At 70.6% G+C, this 15,215-nt stretch carries 15 protein-coding genes and 1 pseudogene; 9 read left to right on the top strand and 7 right to left on the bottom strand.

Annotated elements, in window-relative coordinates:
* Positions 1-7 precede the first annotated feature (7 nt).
* Both ACZ6R6_RS34650 and ACZ6R6_RS34655 read left to right on the top strand, forming a co-directional pair.
* Positions 8-529: an RNA polymerase sigma factor gene (locus tag ACZ6R6_RS34650; protein ID WP_470100554.1), complete on the top strand. Its 522-nt coding sequence runs from the start codon at positions 8-10 to the stop codon at positions 527-529.
* Positions 526-993 (top strand): hypothetical protein, encoded by a 468-nt coding sequence (locus ACZ6R6_RS34655; protein WP_470100556.1) that lies wholly within the window; start codon positions 526-528, stop codon positions 991-993. The genes ACZ6R6_RS34650 and ACZ6R6_RS34655 overlap by 4 nt, the downstream gene beginning before the upstream one ends.
* A 14-nt stretch (positions 994-1,007) precedes the next feature.
* On the opposite strand, the gene ACZ6R6_RS34660 is transcribed toward ACZ6R6_RS34655, so the two are convergent.
* The 4 genes from ACZ6R6_RS34660 to typA form a co-directional block, all read right to left on the bottom strand.
* Positions 1,008-2,546 carry a YVTN family beta-propeller repeat protein gene (locus ACZ6R6_RS34660; protein WP_470100558.1) on the bottom strand — a complete coding sequence of 513 codons (1,539 nt, stop codon included), beginning with the start codon at positions 2,544-2,546 and terminating at the stop codon, positions 1,008-1,010.
* A gap of 174 nt (positions 2,547-2,720) precedes the next feature.
* Positions 2,721-2,969: a DUF397 domain-containing protein gene (locus tag ACZ6R6_RS34665; RefSeq protein ID WP_451934098.1), complete on the bottom strand. Its 249-nt coding sequence runs from the start codon at positions 2,967-2,969 to the stop codon at positions 2,721-2,723.
* A gap of 297 nt (positions 2,970-3,266) precedes the next feature.
* Positions 3,267-3,977 carry a superoxide dismutase family protein gene (locus ACZ6R6_RS34670; RefSeq protein WP_470100560.1) on the bottom strand — a complete coding sequence of 237 codons (711 nt, stop codon included), beginning with the start codon at positions 3,975-3,977 and terminating at the stop codon, positions 3,267-3,269.
* Between the two features lie 455 nt (positions 3,978-4,432).
* Positions 4,433-6,286, bottom strand: coding sequence for a translational GTPase TypA (gene typA / locus ACZ6R6_RS34675; RefSeq protein WP_470100562.1), 1,854 nt, complete (start codon positions 6,284-6,286; stop codon positions 4,433-4,435).
* Between the two features lie 185 nt (positions 6,287-6,471).
* Here typA and ACZ6R6_RS34680 point away from each other — a divergent pair, with 185 nt between their 5' ends.
* The 3 genes from ACZ6R6_RS34680 to ACZ6R6_RS34690 all read left to right on the top strand — a co-directional run bounded on the left by ACZ6R6_RS34680 (position 6,472) and on the right by ACZ6R6_RS34690 (position 10,508).
* Positions 6,472-7,263, top strand: a complete 792-nt coding sequence (locus ACZ6R6_RS34680; protein ID WP_470100564.1) for an alpha/beta hydrolase — start codon at positions 6,472-6,474, stop codon at positions 7,261-7,263.
* 69 nt (positions 7,264-7,332) lie between these two features.
* Positions 7,333-9,375 carry a phosphate acetyltransferase gene (pta, locus tag ACZ6R6_RS34685; RefSeq protein WP_470100566.1) on the top strand — a complete coding sequence of 681 codons (2,043 nt, stop codon included), beginning with the start codon at positions 7,333-7,335 and terminating at the stop codon, positions 9,373-9,375.
* Positions 9,372-10,508 (top strand): acetate/propionate family kinase, encoded by a 1,137-nt coding sequence (locus ACZ6R6_RS34690; protein WP_470100568.1) that lies wholly within the window; start codon positions 9,372-9,374, stop codon positions 10,506-10,508. The genes pta and ACZ6R6_RS34690 overlap by 4 nt, the downstream gene beginning before the upstream one ends.
* A 211-nt stretch (positions 10,509-10,719) precedes the next feature.
* Here ACZ6R6_RS34690 and ACZ6R6_RS34695 read toward each other — a convergent pair whose 3' ends face one another.
* Positions 10,720-12,153 (bottom strand): aldehyde dehydrogenase, encoded by a 1,434-nt coding sequence (locus tag ACZ6R6_RS34695; protein WP_470100570.1) that lies wholly within the window; start codon positions 12,151-12,153, stop codon positions 10,720-10,722.
* A 329-nt stretch (positions 12,154-12,482) separates the two neighbouring features.
* Between ACZ6R6_RS34695 and ACZ6R6_RS34700 the strand changes: the two genes are divergently transcribed.
* The 3 genes from ACZ6R6_RS34700 to ACZ6R6_RS34710 all read left to right on the top strand — a co-directional run bounded on the left by ACZ6R6_RS34700 (position 12,483) and on the right by ACZ6R6_RS34710 (position 13,868).
* A complete protein-coding gene (locus tag ACZ6R6_RS34700; RefSeq protein ID WP_306865145.1) occupies positions 12,483-13,394 on the top strand; it encodes a VldE C-terminal domain-containing protein in 912 nt (303 codons plus the stop codon).
* 157 nt (positions 13,395-13,551) lie between these two features.
* Positions 13,552-13,713 (top strand): hypothetical protein, encoded by a 162-nt coding sequence (locus ACZ6R6_RS34705; protein ID WP_470100572.1) that lies wholly within the window; start codon positions 13,552-13,554, stop codon positions 13,711-13,713.
* Positions 13,710-13,868: a hypothetical protein gene (locus ACZ6R6_RS34710; RefSeq protein ID WP_470100574.1), complete on the top strand. Its 159-nt coding sequence runs from the start codon at positions 13,710-13,712 to the stop codon at positions 13,866-13,868. The genes ACZ6R6_RS34705 and ACZ6R6_RS34710 overlap by 4 nt, the downstream gene beginning before the upstream one ends.
* Positions 13,869-13,928: 60 nt before the next feature.
* Here the strand turns inward: ACZ6R6_RS34710 and ACZ6R6_RS34715 are convergent, their stop codons facing one another.
* Positions 13,929-14,783, bottom strand: coding sequence for a hypothetical protein (locus tag ACZ6R6_RS34715; protein ID WP_470100576.1), 855 nt, complete (start codon positions 14,781-14,783; stop codon positions 13,929-13,931).
* 45 nt (positions 14,784-14,828) lie between these two features.
* On the opposite strand from ACZ6R6_RS34715, the pseudogene ACZ6R6_RS34720 reads away from it, so the two are divergent.
* Positions 14,829-14,986, top strand: a pseudogene (locus ACZ6R6_RS34720) (IS982 family transposase); the annotation flags it as partial.
* 55 nt (positions 14,987-15,041) lie between these two features.
* Here ACZ6R6_RS34720 and ACZ6R6_RS34725 read toward each other — a convergent pair.
* The coding region (locus tag ACZ6R6_RS34725; protein WP_470100589.1) for a transposase at positions 15,042-15,215 on the bottom strand (174 nt) is incomplete at its 5' end.

Here is a 15,215-nt window from a genome sequence, read left to right on the forward strand (position 1 = left end):
AGGCAAGGTGAGCGACGAACTGCTGGTGGTCCGCTGCCAGCTCGGCGAGCGCGAGGCGTTCGCCGAGCTGGTCCGGGCCTGGCACGGCCCCGTGTGGACCTACGTCCGCCGCATGCTGGGCCCGATGGAGGCCGACGACGTGAGTCAGGAGGTCTGGCTCGCGGTGGTCCGCGGGCTGCCCCGGCTCAAGGAGCCCGACAGGTTCGCGCCGTGGCTGTTCACGATCGCCCGGCGCGCGGTGGCCAACAGGCTCCGCGAGGAGTACGCCAGGCCGGAGGTCGCAGCCGAGGACGGACCGGTGTCACCGGACGCGACCGTCGCGCTCGTGGACCGCGCCGAGCTGGTCGAGGGGCTGTCCGGGCTGCCGGTCCGCGAGCGGGAGATCCTCGTGCTGTTCTACCTGGAGGATCTCTCCGTGGAAGACTGCGCCGAGATCTGCGCCGTCCCCGTCGGCACCGTCAAGTCACGCCTCTCCCGTGCGCGGCGCATGCTGCGCGACCACCTGACGGAGAAGGGATACCGGCGATGAACCCCGATGACATGATCGGCAAACTGTCCCGGCCGCTCTCACTGCGCAGCCGGATCGGCGTCGTCGTGGCGCTGCTGGGCGGGCTGGTGGGGGCGGTGGGCGTGGGCCTGCTGTGGGCCACGGAGCCGGCGCTGCCGGGCCGCACGCACCTGGCCTTCGGGCTGCTCGTCGCACTCTGCCTGGCCTGGACGGGCTACGGGAGCTGGGCGCTGACCCGGAGGACACCGCTGTTCGCCCTCGACCAGGTGATCGCCGGCTGGCTGTCGGTGGTGGCGACGGGGCTGCTGACGGCCGCCGCGGTCGCCGTCGCCGCTGTCCGCGGCACCTGGGTGGGCGTGACGGGTGTCGCCGTCGCGGTGACGATGACCGCCGTGGCCCTCGTCGTCCTGGTGCGGGCCCGCGCCCGTCACGCCGCGCTGCTACGCCGCAGGCGTGAGCTCGAAGGCCGGGCCGACCGGCCGTGAACGGGGCCGCCTCCTCAGCGGAAGGTCCCCGTGCGGCCGAGCGGGTAGCGTCCGGGCTGGGGATAGACGGACAGGCCGTGCGGACCGGCGCCGACTTTGATCTTGCGGATGAGACGGCCGGCACGGGTGTCGAACACGTAGACGACGCCGTCGTAGCGCCCGGACAGCCACAGGCGGCCGCCGTCGGCCGAGACCCCGCCCATGTCCGGCGAACCGCCGCCGGGTATGCGCCAGGTGTCGACCGGGCGGCGGAGCGCCAAGGAGATGACCGTGACCGATCCGGCGCCGCGGTTGGACACGTACAGCAGCCGCGAGTCCCGGCTGACGTAGAGCCCGTGGGCGCCCCGGCCGGTCCCGATGAAACCCGTGACCCGGAACTTCTCCGCGTCGACGAGCCACACGCCGCGTCTGGCCATGTCGGCGACGTAGAAGGTGGTGCCGTCGGGGGAGAGCTTGACGTCCTGCGGCATGTTGGCGGCGGGTCTGCCGGTCTCCGGCAGGTGGCCGCGCCGGACGGCGTCATGCCCCGTGCGCCGGGACAGGCCGCCGCTCCGGGACAGGCTGTTGCTCCGCGTGACGCCGCTCCCGGTGTGGCTGCCCCGCATGCCGTGGTTCCGCGCGGCGCCGTACTGCATGCCGTGGTTCATGCCGTTGTTCTGCGCGGCGCCGTGCTGCGTGCCGTGGTTCCGCGCGGCGCCGGGCCGGGCGCCACCGCGCCGGGTGGTGCCGTCCGCCAGGTCGATGACGGCGCGGACCTTCCGGGTCGCCATGTCGACGGCCACCAGATGCCCGGAGAGCTCGCAACTGGCCAGGAAGGTCTTCTGGTCGGCGGTGAAGTCCGCGTGGTTGATCCCCCTGCACGGCATGTTCATGGAGTGCCGGAGCCTCATGGTGCGGGGGGCGAGGAAGTCGAGCCGGTTCTCCCGCTCGGCCATCACCAGGGCGGTGCGGCCGTCCGGGGTGAAATACAGGTTGTAGGGGTCGTCCACGTGCACCGGTTTTCCGGGCCTGCCGGTCCTGGGATCGATCGGTGTCAGCGAGTCGCCGTCGGTGTTGTTGACCCAGAGCGTCTTCATGTCCCACGACGGGACGACGTGCTGCGGCCGCCGGCCGACCTCGAAGGTGCGGAGCACCCGGTAGGTGCGCGGGTCGATCACGGTGACGGTGTCGCTCTCGCTGTTGGGCACGTACACCCGCTCGGGAAATCTCGCGGCGGCCGGGCTGGGCATGCCGGGCCGGCCGTGGGCGTAGGCGTCCGGCGGCGTGGTGCCGGAGGCGGAGCCGGGGAGCGCGGGGCCCGTGGCGCCCGGGAACACCGGGGCGGTGCCGGGGAACACCGGGGCGGCGGAGGCGCCGCCCGGTGTGGCCGATCCGGCGGCCGGCATGCCCGGCGTGCCGCCGGGCCGCACCCCGCCGGCGGTCGCGGCGGTCCCGCCGGGTGAGAGCGGGCCCGGCGCCGGGCCGCTCTCGCAGGCGGACAGGGCGCACGCGACCATCCCGATCAGGGAGATGACCGCGACACGCCGTCGCCGCTCGCGTTCCAGCCGCCGCATGGCCTGCCCCTCCGGTCCGGTCCCGGCCCTCCGGCCGGCTACGGAAACGCTAGGAGCGAGCGGGTCAGCAAATGCTCAACTCGTGGTCAGTGCCGCGCCCGCCTTTTCCGCGTCCCGTGAGCCGCCGGCCTTTCCCATGCCGGAACCGGCCGGCATCAAGGAGCAGAACATAGGTTATGACCCGGTCGGTTCCGTAAGGTCGAATTCGGATGCTTTGATGCCTTTGATGAATGCGTTCCATTCGGTGAGGGTGAAGTAGAGGACGGGCCCGGAGGGGTCTGTGCTGTCGCGGACGGCATGGGTGGCGTCGCGCTTGCGCTCCGGCCGGTGGGCGGTGCTTCCGAGCTCGGCCACCTCGACGCAGTCGCCGCCGTTGCTGCTGCTGAAACTCGATTTCCGCCACGTGAGATTGCTCGGGTCCATCTCTTCTCTGCCATTCTCTCGACGAATGCCGTTGACATGCTGAGCGGTAATGCCCCGACGCGGAGGGCCTCGAATAACCGCACTCCTTCCGCGACCTCCGACAGGTCACCGGTGATGGGGCCGTAAACGGCCGCATCTGGATACGTTACCTCGGTAACGATTTCAAAGTGGCAGAAAATCTCATTTATTCTGGCCCGGCCTGCCGGACCGAGCGGATTCACGGGCTCCACCCGTCGCGGTGCGGCTCTCCCGGCCAGGCGTCCGGAAGAGGCCCGGACGCCTGGCCGGGACCTTCCCCTAACGCCGGGCGATCACACCGCAGGCGATGCGGCCACCGGAGTCGCCCGTCTTGAGCGTCTCGGCGTCCGGGCCGCTCCCGTCCCCTTTGAGGTTGTAGCGCTTGGGGATGTTGGCCTGGTTGTCCGGCCGGGCGTGGACGATGACGGAGCTGCCGTCCCCGTCGAGGAGCTGCCGCACCCGGAAGCGGTCGGTCACGTCGGTGGCCCTGCCGACGCCGTCCTTGCCGACCAGGAGGCTGGGCAGGTCGCCGGAGTGGCCGGGGTGCGGGCCCGGGCCGAGGTTGAAGTGGGGGCCCGCGCTGAAGAAGGGGCTGCCGGTGGCGGGGTCGGTCGACCTGGGGTCGCAGACGCCCTTGTTGTGGATGTGGAAGCCGTGGTAGCCGGGGGGCAGGCCGCGGACCCGGATCCTGAGCCTTACCTTGCCGTCGTCCCTGGTGTCGATGCGCAGCAGGCCGACCTGGTTGCCGTCGACGTCCTTGATCTCGGCGCGGGCCGACGCGCCCGCCTGACCGGTCGGGCTCGGTGACCCGGTCGGGCTTGGTGACCCGGTCGGGCTCGGCGAGATATACGGGCTGGTCGGGGCCGATGGACTGGTCGGGCCGGACGGGCTGGTCGGGGCGGGTGTGGGCGTGACCGCGGCCGTGGCGGCGGCGCCGGCCGTTCCCGCCCCGAGCGCGAGGGCCAGTGCCAGATGAGACCCGGGAAGCATGAGCGTCCCCCTACGGTTGCTGTCCTCCGTCGCGGAGGATCCGCGTTCCCCCTCCCCCCGGAGGTCGCGGCGGAGGGGCCTGAAAGGTTCTCCTCCTTCGAGTATCGGACGGTGTCCATGCCGTCCGGACGGGAGGGGGCCGCGCGGCGCGGAGGGAGGGCGCCGGAGAACGGCGGGAGGACCTGAGAACGGCGGGAGGACCTGAGAACGGCGGGAGGACCTGAGAACGGCGGGAGGACCTGAGAACGCGGAAAGGCGCCGGACCGCGAGGGTCCGGCGCCTTGTCAGCACGTCTCCGTCCGCACCCCTTCGGCGCGGAGGGCGGGTCACCGTACGGCTCCCGCCTGGAAGTCCGGTGCCACCGCACGGCTCTCACGCCGAGGGCGGGTCACCGCCCGGAGACCGCCTGGAAGTCCGGTGCCTCCATACGGTTCGCACGGAGGCCGGGTGGACGGTCAGTTGCCACGCTTGGCGCGGGCGGCGGAGCGGCCGCGGGTCGCGGCGTCCAGGACGACCTTGCGGATGCGCACGGTCTCCGGGGTGATCTCCACGCACTCGTCCTCGCGGATGAACTCCAGCGCCTGCTCCAGCGAGAGCTGGCGCGGCGGGATCAGGGTCTCCGTCACGTCAGCCGTGGAGGAGCGCATGTTGGTGAGCTTCTTCTCCTTGGTGATGTTGACGTCCATGTCGTCGGAGCGCGAGTTCTCACCGATGATCATGCCTTCGTAGACCTCGGTGGTCGGCGTGACGAACAGGATGCCGCGCTCCTGCAGGTTCGTCATCGCGAAGGCGGTGACCGGGCCGGGGCGGTCGGCCACCAGCGAGCCGTTGTTGCGGGTGCGCAGCTCGCCGAACCACGGCTCGTAGGCCTCGAAGACGTGGTGCACCAGGCCGGTGCCGCGGGTCTCGGTCAGGAACTCGGTCCGGAAGCCGATCAGGCCGCGGGCCGGGACCACGAACTCCATCCGGATCCAGCCGGTGCCGTGGTTGGTCATGTGCTCCATGCGGCCCTTGCGGACGGCCAGCAGCTGGGTGACGGCCCCGAGGTATTCCTCCGGGCAGTCGACGGTCAGCCGCTCGACCGGCTCGTGCACCTTGCCGTCGACGACCTTGGTGACCACCTGCGGCTTGCCGACGGTCAGCTCGTAGCCCTCACGGCGCATCTGCTCGACCAGGATGGCCAGCGCCAGCTCGCCACGGCCCTGGACCTCCCAGGCGTCGGGGCGGTCGGTCTGCAGGACGCGCAGCGACACGTTGCCGATGAGCTCCTTGTCGAGCCGGTCCTTGACCATGCGGGCGGTGACCTTGGAGCCCTTGACCTTGCCGACCAGCGGCGAGGTGTTGGTGCCGATGGTCATCGAGATGGCGGGCTCGTCCACCGTGATCAGCGGCAGCGGGCGCGGGTCGTCGGGGTCGGCCAGGGTCTCGCCGATCATGATGTCCGGGATGCCGGCGATCGCGATGATGTCACCGGGGCCCGCCTGCTCGGCGGGCTTGCGCTCCAGCGCCTCGGTCATCAGCAGCTCGGTGATCTTCACCTTCTGGATGGTGCCGTCGGTGCGGCACCAGGCGACCTGCTGGCCCTTCTTGATGGTGCCCTGGTGGACGCGGCACAGCGCGATCCGGCCCAGGTAGGAGGAGGCGTCCAGGTTGGTGACGTGCGCCTGCAGCGGGGCGGACGGGTCGTAGGTCGGCGCCGGAATCGTGTCCTTGATGACCTGGAACAGCGGCTCCAGGTCCTCGGAGTCGGGCATCCCGGCGTCTTCCGGACGGTTCAGCGAGGCGCGGCCGGCCTTGGCCGAGGCGTAGACGATCGGGAAGTCGATCTGCTCCTCGGTGGCGTCGAGGTCCATGAAGAGCTCGTAGACCTCGTCCACGACCTCCTTGATCCGGGCGTCGGGGCGGTCGACCTTGTTGATGCACAGGATGACCGGCATCTTGGCGGCGAACGCCTTGCGCAGCACGAACCGGGTCTGCGGCAGCGGGCCCTCGGAGGCGTCCACCAGCAGCACGACGCCGTCCACCATCGACAGGCCGCGCTCGACCTCGCCGCCGAAGTCGGCGTGGCCGGGGGTGTCGATGATGTTGAGGGTCATGTCGCCGTGCTTGACGGCGGTGTTCTTCGCGAGAATGGTGATGCCCTTCTCGCGCTCGAGGTCGTTGGAGTCCATGACACGGTCGTCCACGTCCTGGTTGGCCCGGAAGGCGCCGGACTGCCAGAGCATGGCATCCACGAGAGTGGTCTTGCCGTGGTCGACGTGCGCGATGATCGCGATGTTCCGCAGGTCGTCGCGGCTGTTCAAAGGCATGATGGAGTCTCACTCTGTGATCGTGGAGGCTGGCCGCGGACGGTGCGGCCCTACCATTTTAATTGATCCGCACAATCACTCTCACGTCGCGGCCGGACGGAACATGTCAGTTCACCTCCCCGACACCTTTCGGCCGGGCGGTCCCCGGCCTCAGGTCCAGGTAAAACCCACTCTAGGCTCGGGGCATGCCTTTAGCACCATCGTTCGCCGCGATGCTCATGACCGAGGACGGGGTCCGGATCGACGCCGCGCACATCCCGTCACGCGGGGCGGCCGATCTGGGGATCGTGCTGGCGCACGGGTTCACCGGATCGCTGCGGGAGCGCCCCACGCGGCGGATCGCCCATGTGCTGAGCGGATTCGGCGGGGTGGTCTCGTTCGACTTCCGGGGGCACGGCCGGTCGGGGGGCGAGTCGACCGTGGGAGACCTGGAGATCCTGGACCTGGACGCGGCCGTACGGCATGCCCGGATGATCGGCTACACCAGGGTCGCCGTCGTCGGGTTCTCCATGGGCGCGGCGGTGGCCGTACGGCACGCCGGGCGGCACGGGCAGGACGGGGCCTCGGATGAGCGCGCTCCCCGGCCGGGCAGGCCCGACGCGGTGGTCGCGGTCAGCGCGCCCGCGCGGTGGTACTACCGGGGGACCCGGCCGATGCGCCAGGTGCACTGGGCGATCGAGCAGCCGCTGGGGCGGTGGGCCGCGCGGGTGGGCAAGCGGACGCGGATCAGGAAGGGCGTGTGGGACCCGGTGCCGCCGGCGCCCCACGAGGCGGCCGCCCACATCTCCCCGACGCCGCTGCTGGTCGTGCACGGCGACGCCGACGACTTCTTCCCCCTCGACCACGCGCACCAGATCTACGGGGCCGCCCGGGAGCCGAAGGAGCTGTGGGTCGAGCCCGGATACGGTCACGCGGAGTCGGCGGCCACACCGGCGCTGATCCGCCGGATCGGGGAGTGGGTCGCCGCCGGTACCTGAACCCCGGCAGGTGTTCACTCCTGCGGGGGAGGCATGACAGAGGATGCGTCGAGACGAGGAGTAGTGCATATGCGGAGCATCTACGTGGCCGGTCTCGGCCGTGGCGATGGCCGGCAGATCGTCGAGCTGGGCCTGATGGAGCTGCTCACCCGCCACGTGGAGCGGGTCGGGGTGTTCCGGCCGATCACCGGGGAGGGTGACGACCGCACGCTCGAACTGCTGAACGCCCGCTACCGCCCGGCGGTCTCGGCGATCGGGGTCACGGCCGAGGACGCCGCGGAGATCTACGCGCACAAGGGCACCGAGGAGCTCGTCGCCCGGCTGGTCGCCCGCTTCCACGCGCTGGAGCGCGAGTGCGACGCGCTGCTGGTGCTGGGCAGCTCCTTCGACACCGACGACCTCCCGCGCGAGCTGGCCCTCAACGCCCGGCTCGCCGCCGAGTTCGGCGCCCCGGTGATCGTGGTGGTGGGCGCGCACGGCGAGCAGGCCGCGGAGATCGCGATGGAGATGCGCACCGGCTACCAGGTCTTCTCGGACCTGGGCAGCACGGTGCTGGCGGTGGTCGCCAACCGGGTGCCGCGGGGGATGACCGTGGAGCCGGAGCTGCCGGTGCCCTGTTACGTCATCCCCGAGCACCCCTCGCTGTCGGCGCCGACGGTCGGCCAGGTGCTGCAGGCGGTGTCGGCCAAGCAGATCCAGGGGGACGAGGACGGGCTGCGCCGGGACGTCCTCGGGTTCGTGTTCGGCGGGGCCACCCTCCCGCTGTTCCTGGAGTACCTGACCGACGGAGCCCTGGTGATCACGCCGGGCGACCGGGCGGACCTGCTGCTCGTCTCGGTGGCGGCCGACACGGCTGGTACGGCGAGGCCGTCCGGCGTGGTGCTGACGGTGGGGGAGGAGCCCACGGAGGCCGTCAAGGCCCTCACCGCCCGCCTGGCGCCCGGCATGCCGGTGCTGGCGGCCACCGCGGACAGCTTCACCGTGGCCACCACCCTGGGCGGTCTGGAGGGACGGCTGACCGCCGACAACCCTCGCAAGATCGAGACGGCTCTCGGCCACTTCGAGACCCACGTGGACACCGCTGATCTGGCCGACCGGATCGAGCTGGCCCGCTCCGACCGGGTCACCCCGATGATGTTCGAGCACACGCTGCTGGAGCGGGCGCGGGCCGACCGGCGGCACATCGTGCTGCCGGAGGGCGAGGAGGACCGGATCCTCCGGGCCGCCGACATCCTCCTACGGCGTGGCATCGTCGACCTCACCCTGCTGGGCCGGGAGGAGGTGGTCCGGCGGCGGATCGGCGACCTCGGCCTCGACCTGTCCGGTGTGAGCGTCGTCGACCCGCTGACCTCCCCGCTGCGCGACTCCTTCGCCGCAGAGTACGCCGAGCTCCGGGCGCACAAGGGCATGACCCTGGAGCGGGCCATGGACGTGGTCACCGACGCCAACTTCTTCGGCACGATGATGCTGCGCCGGGGCGCCGTGGACGGCATGGTCTCCGGCGCCGCGCACACCACGGCCGCCACGATCCTGCCGGCGTTCCAGATCATCAAGACGGTCCCCGGCACCTCGATCGTCTCCTCGGTGTTCTTCATGTGCCTGGCCGACCGGGTGCTCGTCTACGGCGACTGCGCGATCAACCCCGATCCCGACGCCGAGCAGCTCGCCGACATCGCCGTCTCCTCGGCCCGTACGGCGCAGCGCTTCGGCGTCGAGCCACGGGTGGCGATGCTGTCGTACTCCACCGGCCACTCCGGCAGCGGCGCCGACGTGGACAAGGTCCGCCACGCCACCGCCCTGGTCGTGGAGCGGGCGCCGGACCTGCTGGTCGAGGGGCCCATCCAGTACGACGCCGCGGTGGACGCCAGGGTCGCCGCCGCCAAACTGCCCGGCTCCCAGGTCGCGGGCCGGGCGACCGTGCTGATCTTCCCGGACCTGAACACCGGCAACAACACCTACAAGGCCGTGCAGCGCTCGGCCGGGGCCGTCGCGGTCGGGCCCGTCCTGCAGGGGCTCCGCAGGCCGGTCAACGACCTGTCACGGGGCGCGCTGGTCACCGACATCGTGAGCACCGTGGCCATCACCGCCATCCAGGCACAGGAGGCGTCGTGAGCCGCGTACTGGTGCTCAACACCGGATCCTCCTCCGTGAAGTACCGGCTCCTGTCCGGTGACGAGCGGCTGGCCTCCGGGACGGTCGAGCGGATCGGCGAGGCCGGGTCCCCGGTGAGCGACCACGAGGCGGCCCTGAAGGTCGTCGCGACCGAACTGGCCGACAAGGGCCTCGGACTCGACTCCCCGGAGCTGACCGCGATCGGGCACCGGGTGGTGCACGGCGGCAGGACCTTCACCGAGCCCACCCTGATCACCGAGGAGGTGATCAGGAAGATCGAGGAGCTCGTCCCGCTCGCCCCGCTGCACAACCCGGCCAACCTGACGGGCATCGTGGTCGCCCGCAGGATCCGTCCCGACCTGCCGCAGGTCGCGGTCTTCGACACCGCCTTCCACTCCACGATCTCCCCGGCCGCCACGACCTACGCGATCGACCGCGAGGTGGCCGAGCGGCTGGGCATCCGCCGCTACGGCTTCCACGGCACCTCGCACGCCTACGTCTCCCGCGAGGCCGCCCGCGCCGTGGGCAGGCCGCTGGGCAACGTGATCGTGCTCCACCTGGGCAACGGCGCGAGCGCCTCGGCGGTGTCGGCCGGGCGGTGCGTGGACACCTCCATGGGCATGACCCCGCTCGAAGGGCTCGTCATGGGCACCCGCAGCGGCGACCTGGACCCGGCGGTGGTCCTCTACCTGGGCCGGACCGGGGGCATGTCCCTTGAGGAGATCGACACGCTGCTCAACCGGCGCGGCGGCATGCTCGGACTCTGCGGCGACAACGACATGCGCGCGGTGCAGGAGCGGCTGGCCGCCGGTGACCCGGATGCCGAGCTCGCCTTCTCGGTCTACTGCCACCGGCTGCGCAAATACGTCGGCGCCTACTACGCCGTGCTCGGCACGGTGGACGTGATCGCGTTCACCGGGGGTGTGGGGGAGAACTCGCCGCTGGTCAGACAGACCGCGCTGGCCGGCCTGGAGGCGCTCGGCATCGCCGTGGACCCGGCGCGCAACCAGCGGGGAGAGCGGCTGATCTCGGCCGACGGCGCGGCCGTGAAGGTCGCGGTCATCCCGACGGACGAGGAGCTGGAGATCGCCCGCGAAACTCTTGAGGTTGTTTCGCGAACCAATCGCGGATAAATGACGTCTACCTACAGCGGACGGATGAAACCCGCCGGGAGAGGTCCACGGGACATCGGCCACCGCCCGACGGTGACCGATGGGACATGCTCCCCGTAGTCAGGCGGCGGCCCAGCGTCGCGGGGGCGTGCTGGGCCGTCCGTCCGCCGCCGCGCCCGCGTCGTGCCCGTACGGCTCCGCGGAGCCGTACGGGCACGTCCTCGCGGAGATCTCAGCCCAGGCGGGCGATCGACTTGTACTCCAGGTAGGCGCCCAGACCCTCGGGCCCGAGCTCGCGGCCGAGGCCGCTGCTCTTGAAGCCGCCGAACGGGGAACTGGTCTCGACCATGTAGAGGTTGACGCCGTAGGTGCCGGCGCGCACCTGGCGGGCGATGTCCATGCCGTGCTCGGTGTCGGAGGTCCACACCGTCCCGGCGAGGCCGTAGTCGCTGTCGTTGGCGATCCGGACCGCGTCGGCCTCGTCCTCATAGGGGATCACGGCCAGCACCGGGCCGAAGATCTCCTCGCGCGCGATGCGCATCTCGTTGGTGGCCCCGGCGAAGACGGTCGGGGCCACGTACCAGCCCCGGTCGTGGGGGCGCTCCAGGCCGCCGACGACCGGCTTGGCGCCCTCGTCGATGCCGATCCTGATGTAGTCCTGGACCCGCTCCTGCTGCCGTTTGGCGACCAGCGGGCCGATGCCGGTCGCGGGGTCGGCGGGGTCGCCGACCGGCATGCCGCGGACCATCGCGGCGACCGCGTCCACGACCTCGTCGTAGCGGTTGCGCGAGGCCAGGATGCGGGTCTGGGCGATGCAGGCCTGGCCGTTGTTCATCAGCGAGGCGATCGACAGGAAGCCCATGGCCGAGGGCAGGTCGCAGTCGTCCAGGATGATCGCGGCCGACTTGCCGCCGAGCTCCAGGGTGCACCGCTTGAGCTGCTCGCCGCAGATCGCGGCGATCCGGCGGCCGGCCGCGGTGGAGCCGGTGAAGGCGACCTTGTCCACGCCGGGGTGGGAGACCAGGTGCTCACCCGCCTCGCGCCCCGCGGCGACGATGTTGACGACCCCGTCGGGGACGCCCGCCTCCTTGACCATCTCGGCCAGCAGGTAGGCGTCCAGCGGGGTCTCGGGGGCGGGCTTGACCACGACCGTGCAGCCGGCGAGGAGGGCGGGGGCCAGCTTGATCATGATGACGAACTGGGGGACGTTCCACGGGACCACGGCGGCGACCACGCCGACCGGCTCGCGGCGGACGGTCACCGGGCCGAAGGTGCCCGGCCGTTCCTCCTCGACGGGGAAGGTCCTGCCGAGGCCGGCGTAGTACTGCAGCATGCCGAGCGGCTGCGGGGCCTGCGCCATCTGGGAGAAGGTGATGGGCGAGCCCATCTCCAGCGTGATGGTCTCGGCGATCTCGGCCTGGCGGGCCGCGTAGATCTCGGCGAGCCGGTCGAGGACGGCGGCGCGCTCGGGCATCGTCATCCGGGGCCAGGGGCCGTGGTCGAACGCCTGGCGGGCGGCGGCCACCGCCCGGTCCATGTCGGCGGGGGTCCCGTCGGGGACGCGGCCGACGACCTCCTCGGTGTGGGGCGAGACGACGTCGATGGTCCCGGTGCCCGCGGGGGCCACCCAGTCGCCCCCGATGAACAGCGTGTCGTGCTGACGCATGATCTGTTGCCTCCTGGTGGGCGGGCCGGAGTCGATATTTGAGCTAGTGCTTGTTTGGACAGTGTCTTCCGCCGGGGAGGGCTCCACAAGGTCCCTCCACTGTGGAGACCGAATCATGTTCTGTCGACCCTGGCAAGGGGACGCCCCGGGGGCCGGATCCCGGGCCCCGCATCCCCGCGGGGTCGCCGCCGCAGCATTTGTTTAAAGCACCGCAGACTGGTAGATAGTTCGTCAATGGTGCGCGGGTTCCGCCGTTCCGGTGGCGGGCCTCAAGATCGTCTTCTATAGTTTCGCTCCGTCCATGAGGGGGCTCTGGAGGTGAGCGAAGCGTGAGATCGACTCGCTCGGCCACGCTGGGCGTCGTGCTCGCCGCGCTGCTCCTGACCCCCGTCATGGCCGGTGCCGCCGCCCAGCGCGCGGCCAAGCCCGACCCCGAGGCCGAGCTCCGCAGGCTCACCCGCGAGGCGAGCCAGATCAACAAGGACTACCGCGGCCAGGTGCAGAGCCTGGAGGAGACCCGGGTCCAGGCCAGCAAGGCCGCCGCCAACGCCAAGAGCCTGAAGCGGGCGCTGACCAACGCCAAGGCCGACATCGCCCGCATCGTCCAGACCACCTACATGGGCGGCGTGCTGGACGGCACCAACATGCTGAGCTTCGACGGCGACCCCTCCCTCGCGCTCAGCCAGGCCGCGACCATGTCCTACCTGGCCAGCCAGCGCGCCACCCAGCTCAACCGGATCCAGGAGCTGATCAAGAAGGCCAAGGACGCCGAGAAGGCCGCGGACGCGAAGATCGTCAGCCTCAAGAAGGACATCGCCGACCTGAAGAAGAACCGGGTCCGGATCGAGGGGCTCCTGGCCAAATACGGCTTCCAGACCCCCTCCGGCAGCGACGGCCTGACCGCCCGCACGGTCGCCATGCGCAACATGGTGCTGCAGTCCTTCCCGATGCCCTACGGCTACGGCTGCCTGCGCCCCGGCGACCCCGGCGACCACGGCAGCGGCCGGGCCTGCGACTTCATGATGAGCACCGGCGGCCGGATCCCGACCGCCGAGGCCAAGGAACGCGGCGACCGCCTCGCCCAGTGGGCCATCTCCAAGGGCCCCCAGATCGGGGTCATGTACATCATCTGGCAGCAGAAGTACTACGACGTCCGGACCGGCACCGGCTGGAAGCTGATGTCCGACCGCGGCGGCAACACCGCCAACCACCTGGACCACGTCCACATCTCGATGTTCTGACCCGCCAGGTCGTTGACCTGCGGTGATCGCGTCGTGGATGGCTCTCAGGGCACATCCAGGGCACTTTGCGGGCTTCCCGCTTGATGATCTTCGGCTGGCACGCGATAGAAGGGGGAGCGGGCGCGTGCCCGGAGAACTTCGCCCGAGGAGGATCGCGGTGCCTCTGATCTCTCGCAGTGACTGCGAGCTGAACGCCTACGACCGCACGTTCTTCGTGGTCGATGTGACGTTCTCCTACGATCCCGGTGACTTCCCGGGCGGCGGCTGGTTCGGAGCGATCACGAACTGCTGCCGTGTCTCCGCGACACCGATCGCGTGAGCATCCGGCTTGAGGTGTGGGACGACGTACCCGCGGAGCAGCGCGAGCCTTGGGCGGACGTCGCCTCGGGCGTGTTCCGGTCGGAGACCAGGGAGATCTGCGCGGCGGAGCTCTACACGGACGCGCGGGACGGGTTTCTCCTCCTGGACAAGTAGGTCCTATCCGATCAGTTGATCGAGTGATGGGCTGGGCGGTGGCCCGGTTGCGCCCGGAGGTCACCCGGCGCGGCAGGGAGCCGACCAATGGAGGCAGACAGGGAGCCGGCTTTTCGCATCCAGCACCACCCGGTCGCCCAGCGGTTCCCCAAGCCGGACGATGCCCTCGCCGGATGCGCCGACGCCCGTACACAGACCGTTGCCGATGCGCTCATCGACCTCGATTCCGAGGACCACGACGTCGGGCCGCTCGTCGGCCCGCAAGTGGACGGTCGGCATCTTTCGGATGTCGCAGACGCCATAGAGGTAGCTCACCCGCAGCGTGCGCTCGCTGAGTACCTCGAAGCCGCGGAGATCGGGGGGCAGGTGGTCACCGACGACGTCTTCGACGGTGCCGAGCGTGGCCCGGTCGACTGCGACGTGGTCGATCGGGCCGGGCAGGTTGGAGAAGTACAGCCGCCACGCCGGGACGGTGGCCATGCCGCGCAGAGTCCGCAGGCGCATGGTCGTGAAGGTGGCGCCGGTCATCTTGTACGCCCGATCGTCTTGGCTGGAGGACTCCTGCTCATATGGGGACAGCATGATCAGCGCCTGGCGTGCGCTGATCACGGGGACCTGCATGGTGGAACCGTCGTCCCAGCGGATCCGCGCCTCGTCCGGGGGCGAGGGGAGCGGGCCGGCCACGGCGAAGCCGTACTCCTCGTCACTGGAGATCCGCTGCTCCACGTCGTGCGGCATCTTGCTCAGGTCCTCCGTCGGGACGAAGCCGTTGCGCCAGATCTCCGCCGCGCCACTGGTCCGCCAGGTCCAGACGGCGCGGGCGGCGTGGTCATCGAAGGTGAGCCGTCCGATGAGGAGGTGGCTGCCGCTGACGAGCAGAGTCAACATCAGGAGCATCACGAGTAATCGCGGCATCCGAAGATTATCGAGGGTTCCTGGGACCGGCAGGGCACCCTGTAAGGCCAGCTCGACCTCGAACCGCACGGCGCCCGTACCCCGAGCTCAGTACGCGGGACCACGTATCACTCAGCGCCTCCTGGCACTGAGCGCTGCCACTTGGCCACAACCACGCCACCGCTCAGCCCATCACCCGATCACTGATCGCCTATGATCGCTGACCCGACTCGGAACTTAGTGAGTGTTTGATCACGTGGGTTCTGTCTGATTGTGGTTTCAGGTGTCTCTCCAGGTTGGGGTGGATTCGCGGGTGAGGCGGCGGGTCATGAGGTCGATCATGGCGATGTAAATCATGGCTTCGGAGCGGGTGGGCAGGGCCTCGTAGTCACGGGTCAGGCGGCGGTGGAGCATCAGCCAGCCGAAGGTCCGCTCCACGACCCAGCGGCGGGG

Source organism: Streptosporangium sp. NPDC048886 (assembly GCF_055586905.1).

Coding starts and splice junctions, on each gene's coding strand:
- ACZ6R6_RS34655 (WP_470100556.1), top strand. CDS start 526: ATGAACCCCGATGACATGATCGGCAAACTGTCCCGGCCGCTCTCACTG.
- ACZ6R6_RS34660 (WP_470100558.1), bottom strand. CDS start 2,546: ATGCGGCGGCTGGAACGCGAGCGGCGACGGCGTGTCGCGGTCATCTCC.
- ACZ6R6_RS34665 (WP_451934098.1), bottom strand. CDS start 2,969: ATGGACCCGAGCAATCTCACGTGGCGGAAATCGAGTTTCAGCAGCAGC.
- ACZ6R6_RS34670 (WP_470100560.1), bottom strand. CDS start 3,977: ATGCTTCCCGGGTCTCATCTGGCACTGGCCCTCGCGCTCGGGGCGGGA.
- typA (WP_470100562.1), bottom strand. CDS start 6,286: ATGCCTTTGAACAGCCGCGACGACCTGCGGAACATCGCGATCATCGCG.
- ACZ6R6_RS34680 (WP_470100564.1), top strand. CDS start 6,472: ATGCCTTTAGCACCATCGTTCGCCGCGATGCTCATGACCGAGGACGGG.
- pta (WP_470100566.1), top strand. CDS start 7,333: ATGCGGAGCATCTACGTGGCCGGTCTCGGCCGTGGCGATGGCCGGCAG.
- ACZ6R6_RS34695 (WP_470100570.1), bottom strand. CDS start 12,153: ATGCGTCAGCACGACACGCTGTTCATCGGGGGCGACTGGGTGGCCCCC.
- ACZ6R6_RS34715 (WP_470100576.1), bottom strand. CDS start 14,783: ATGCCGCGATTACTCGTGATGCTCCTGATGTTGACTCTGCTCGTCAGC.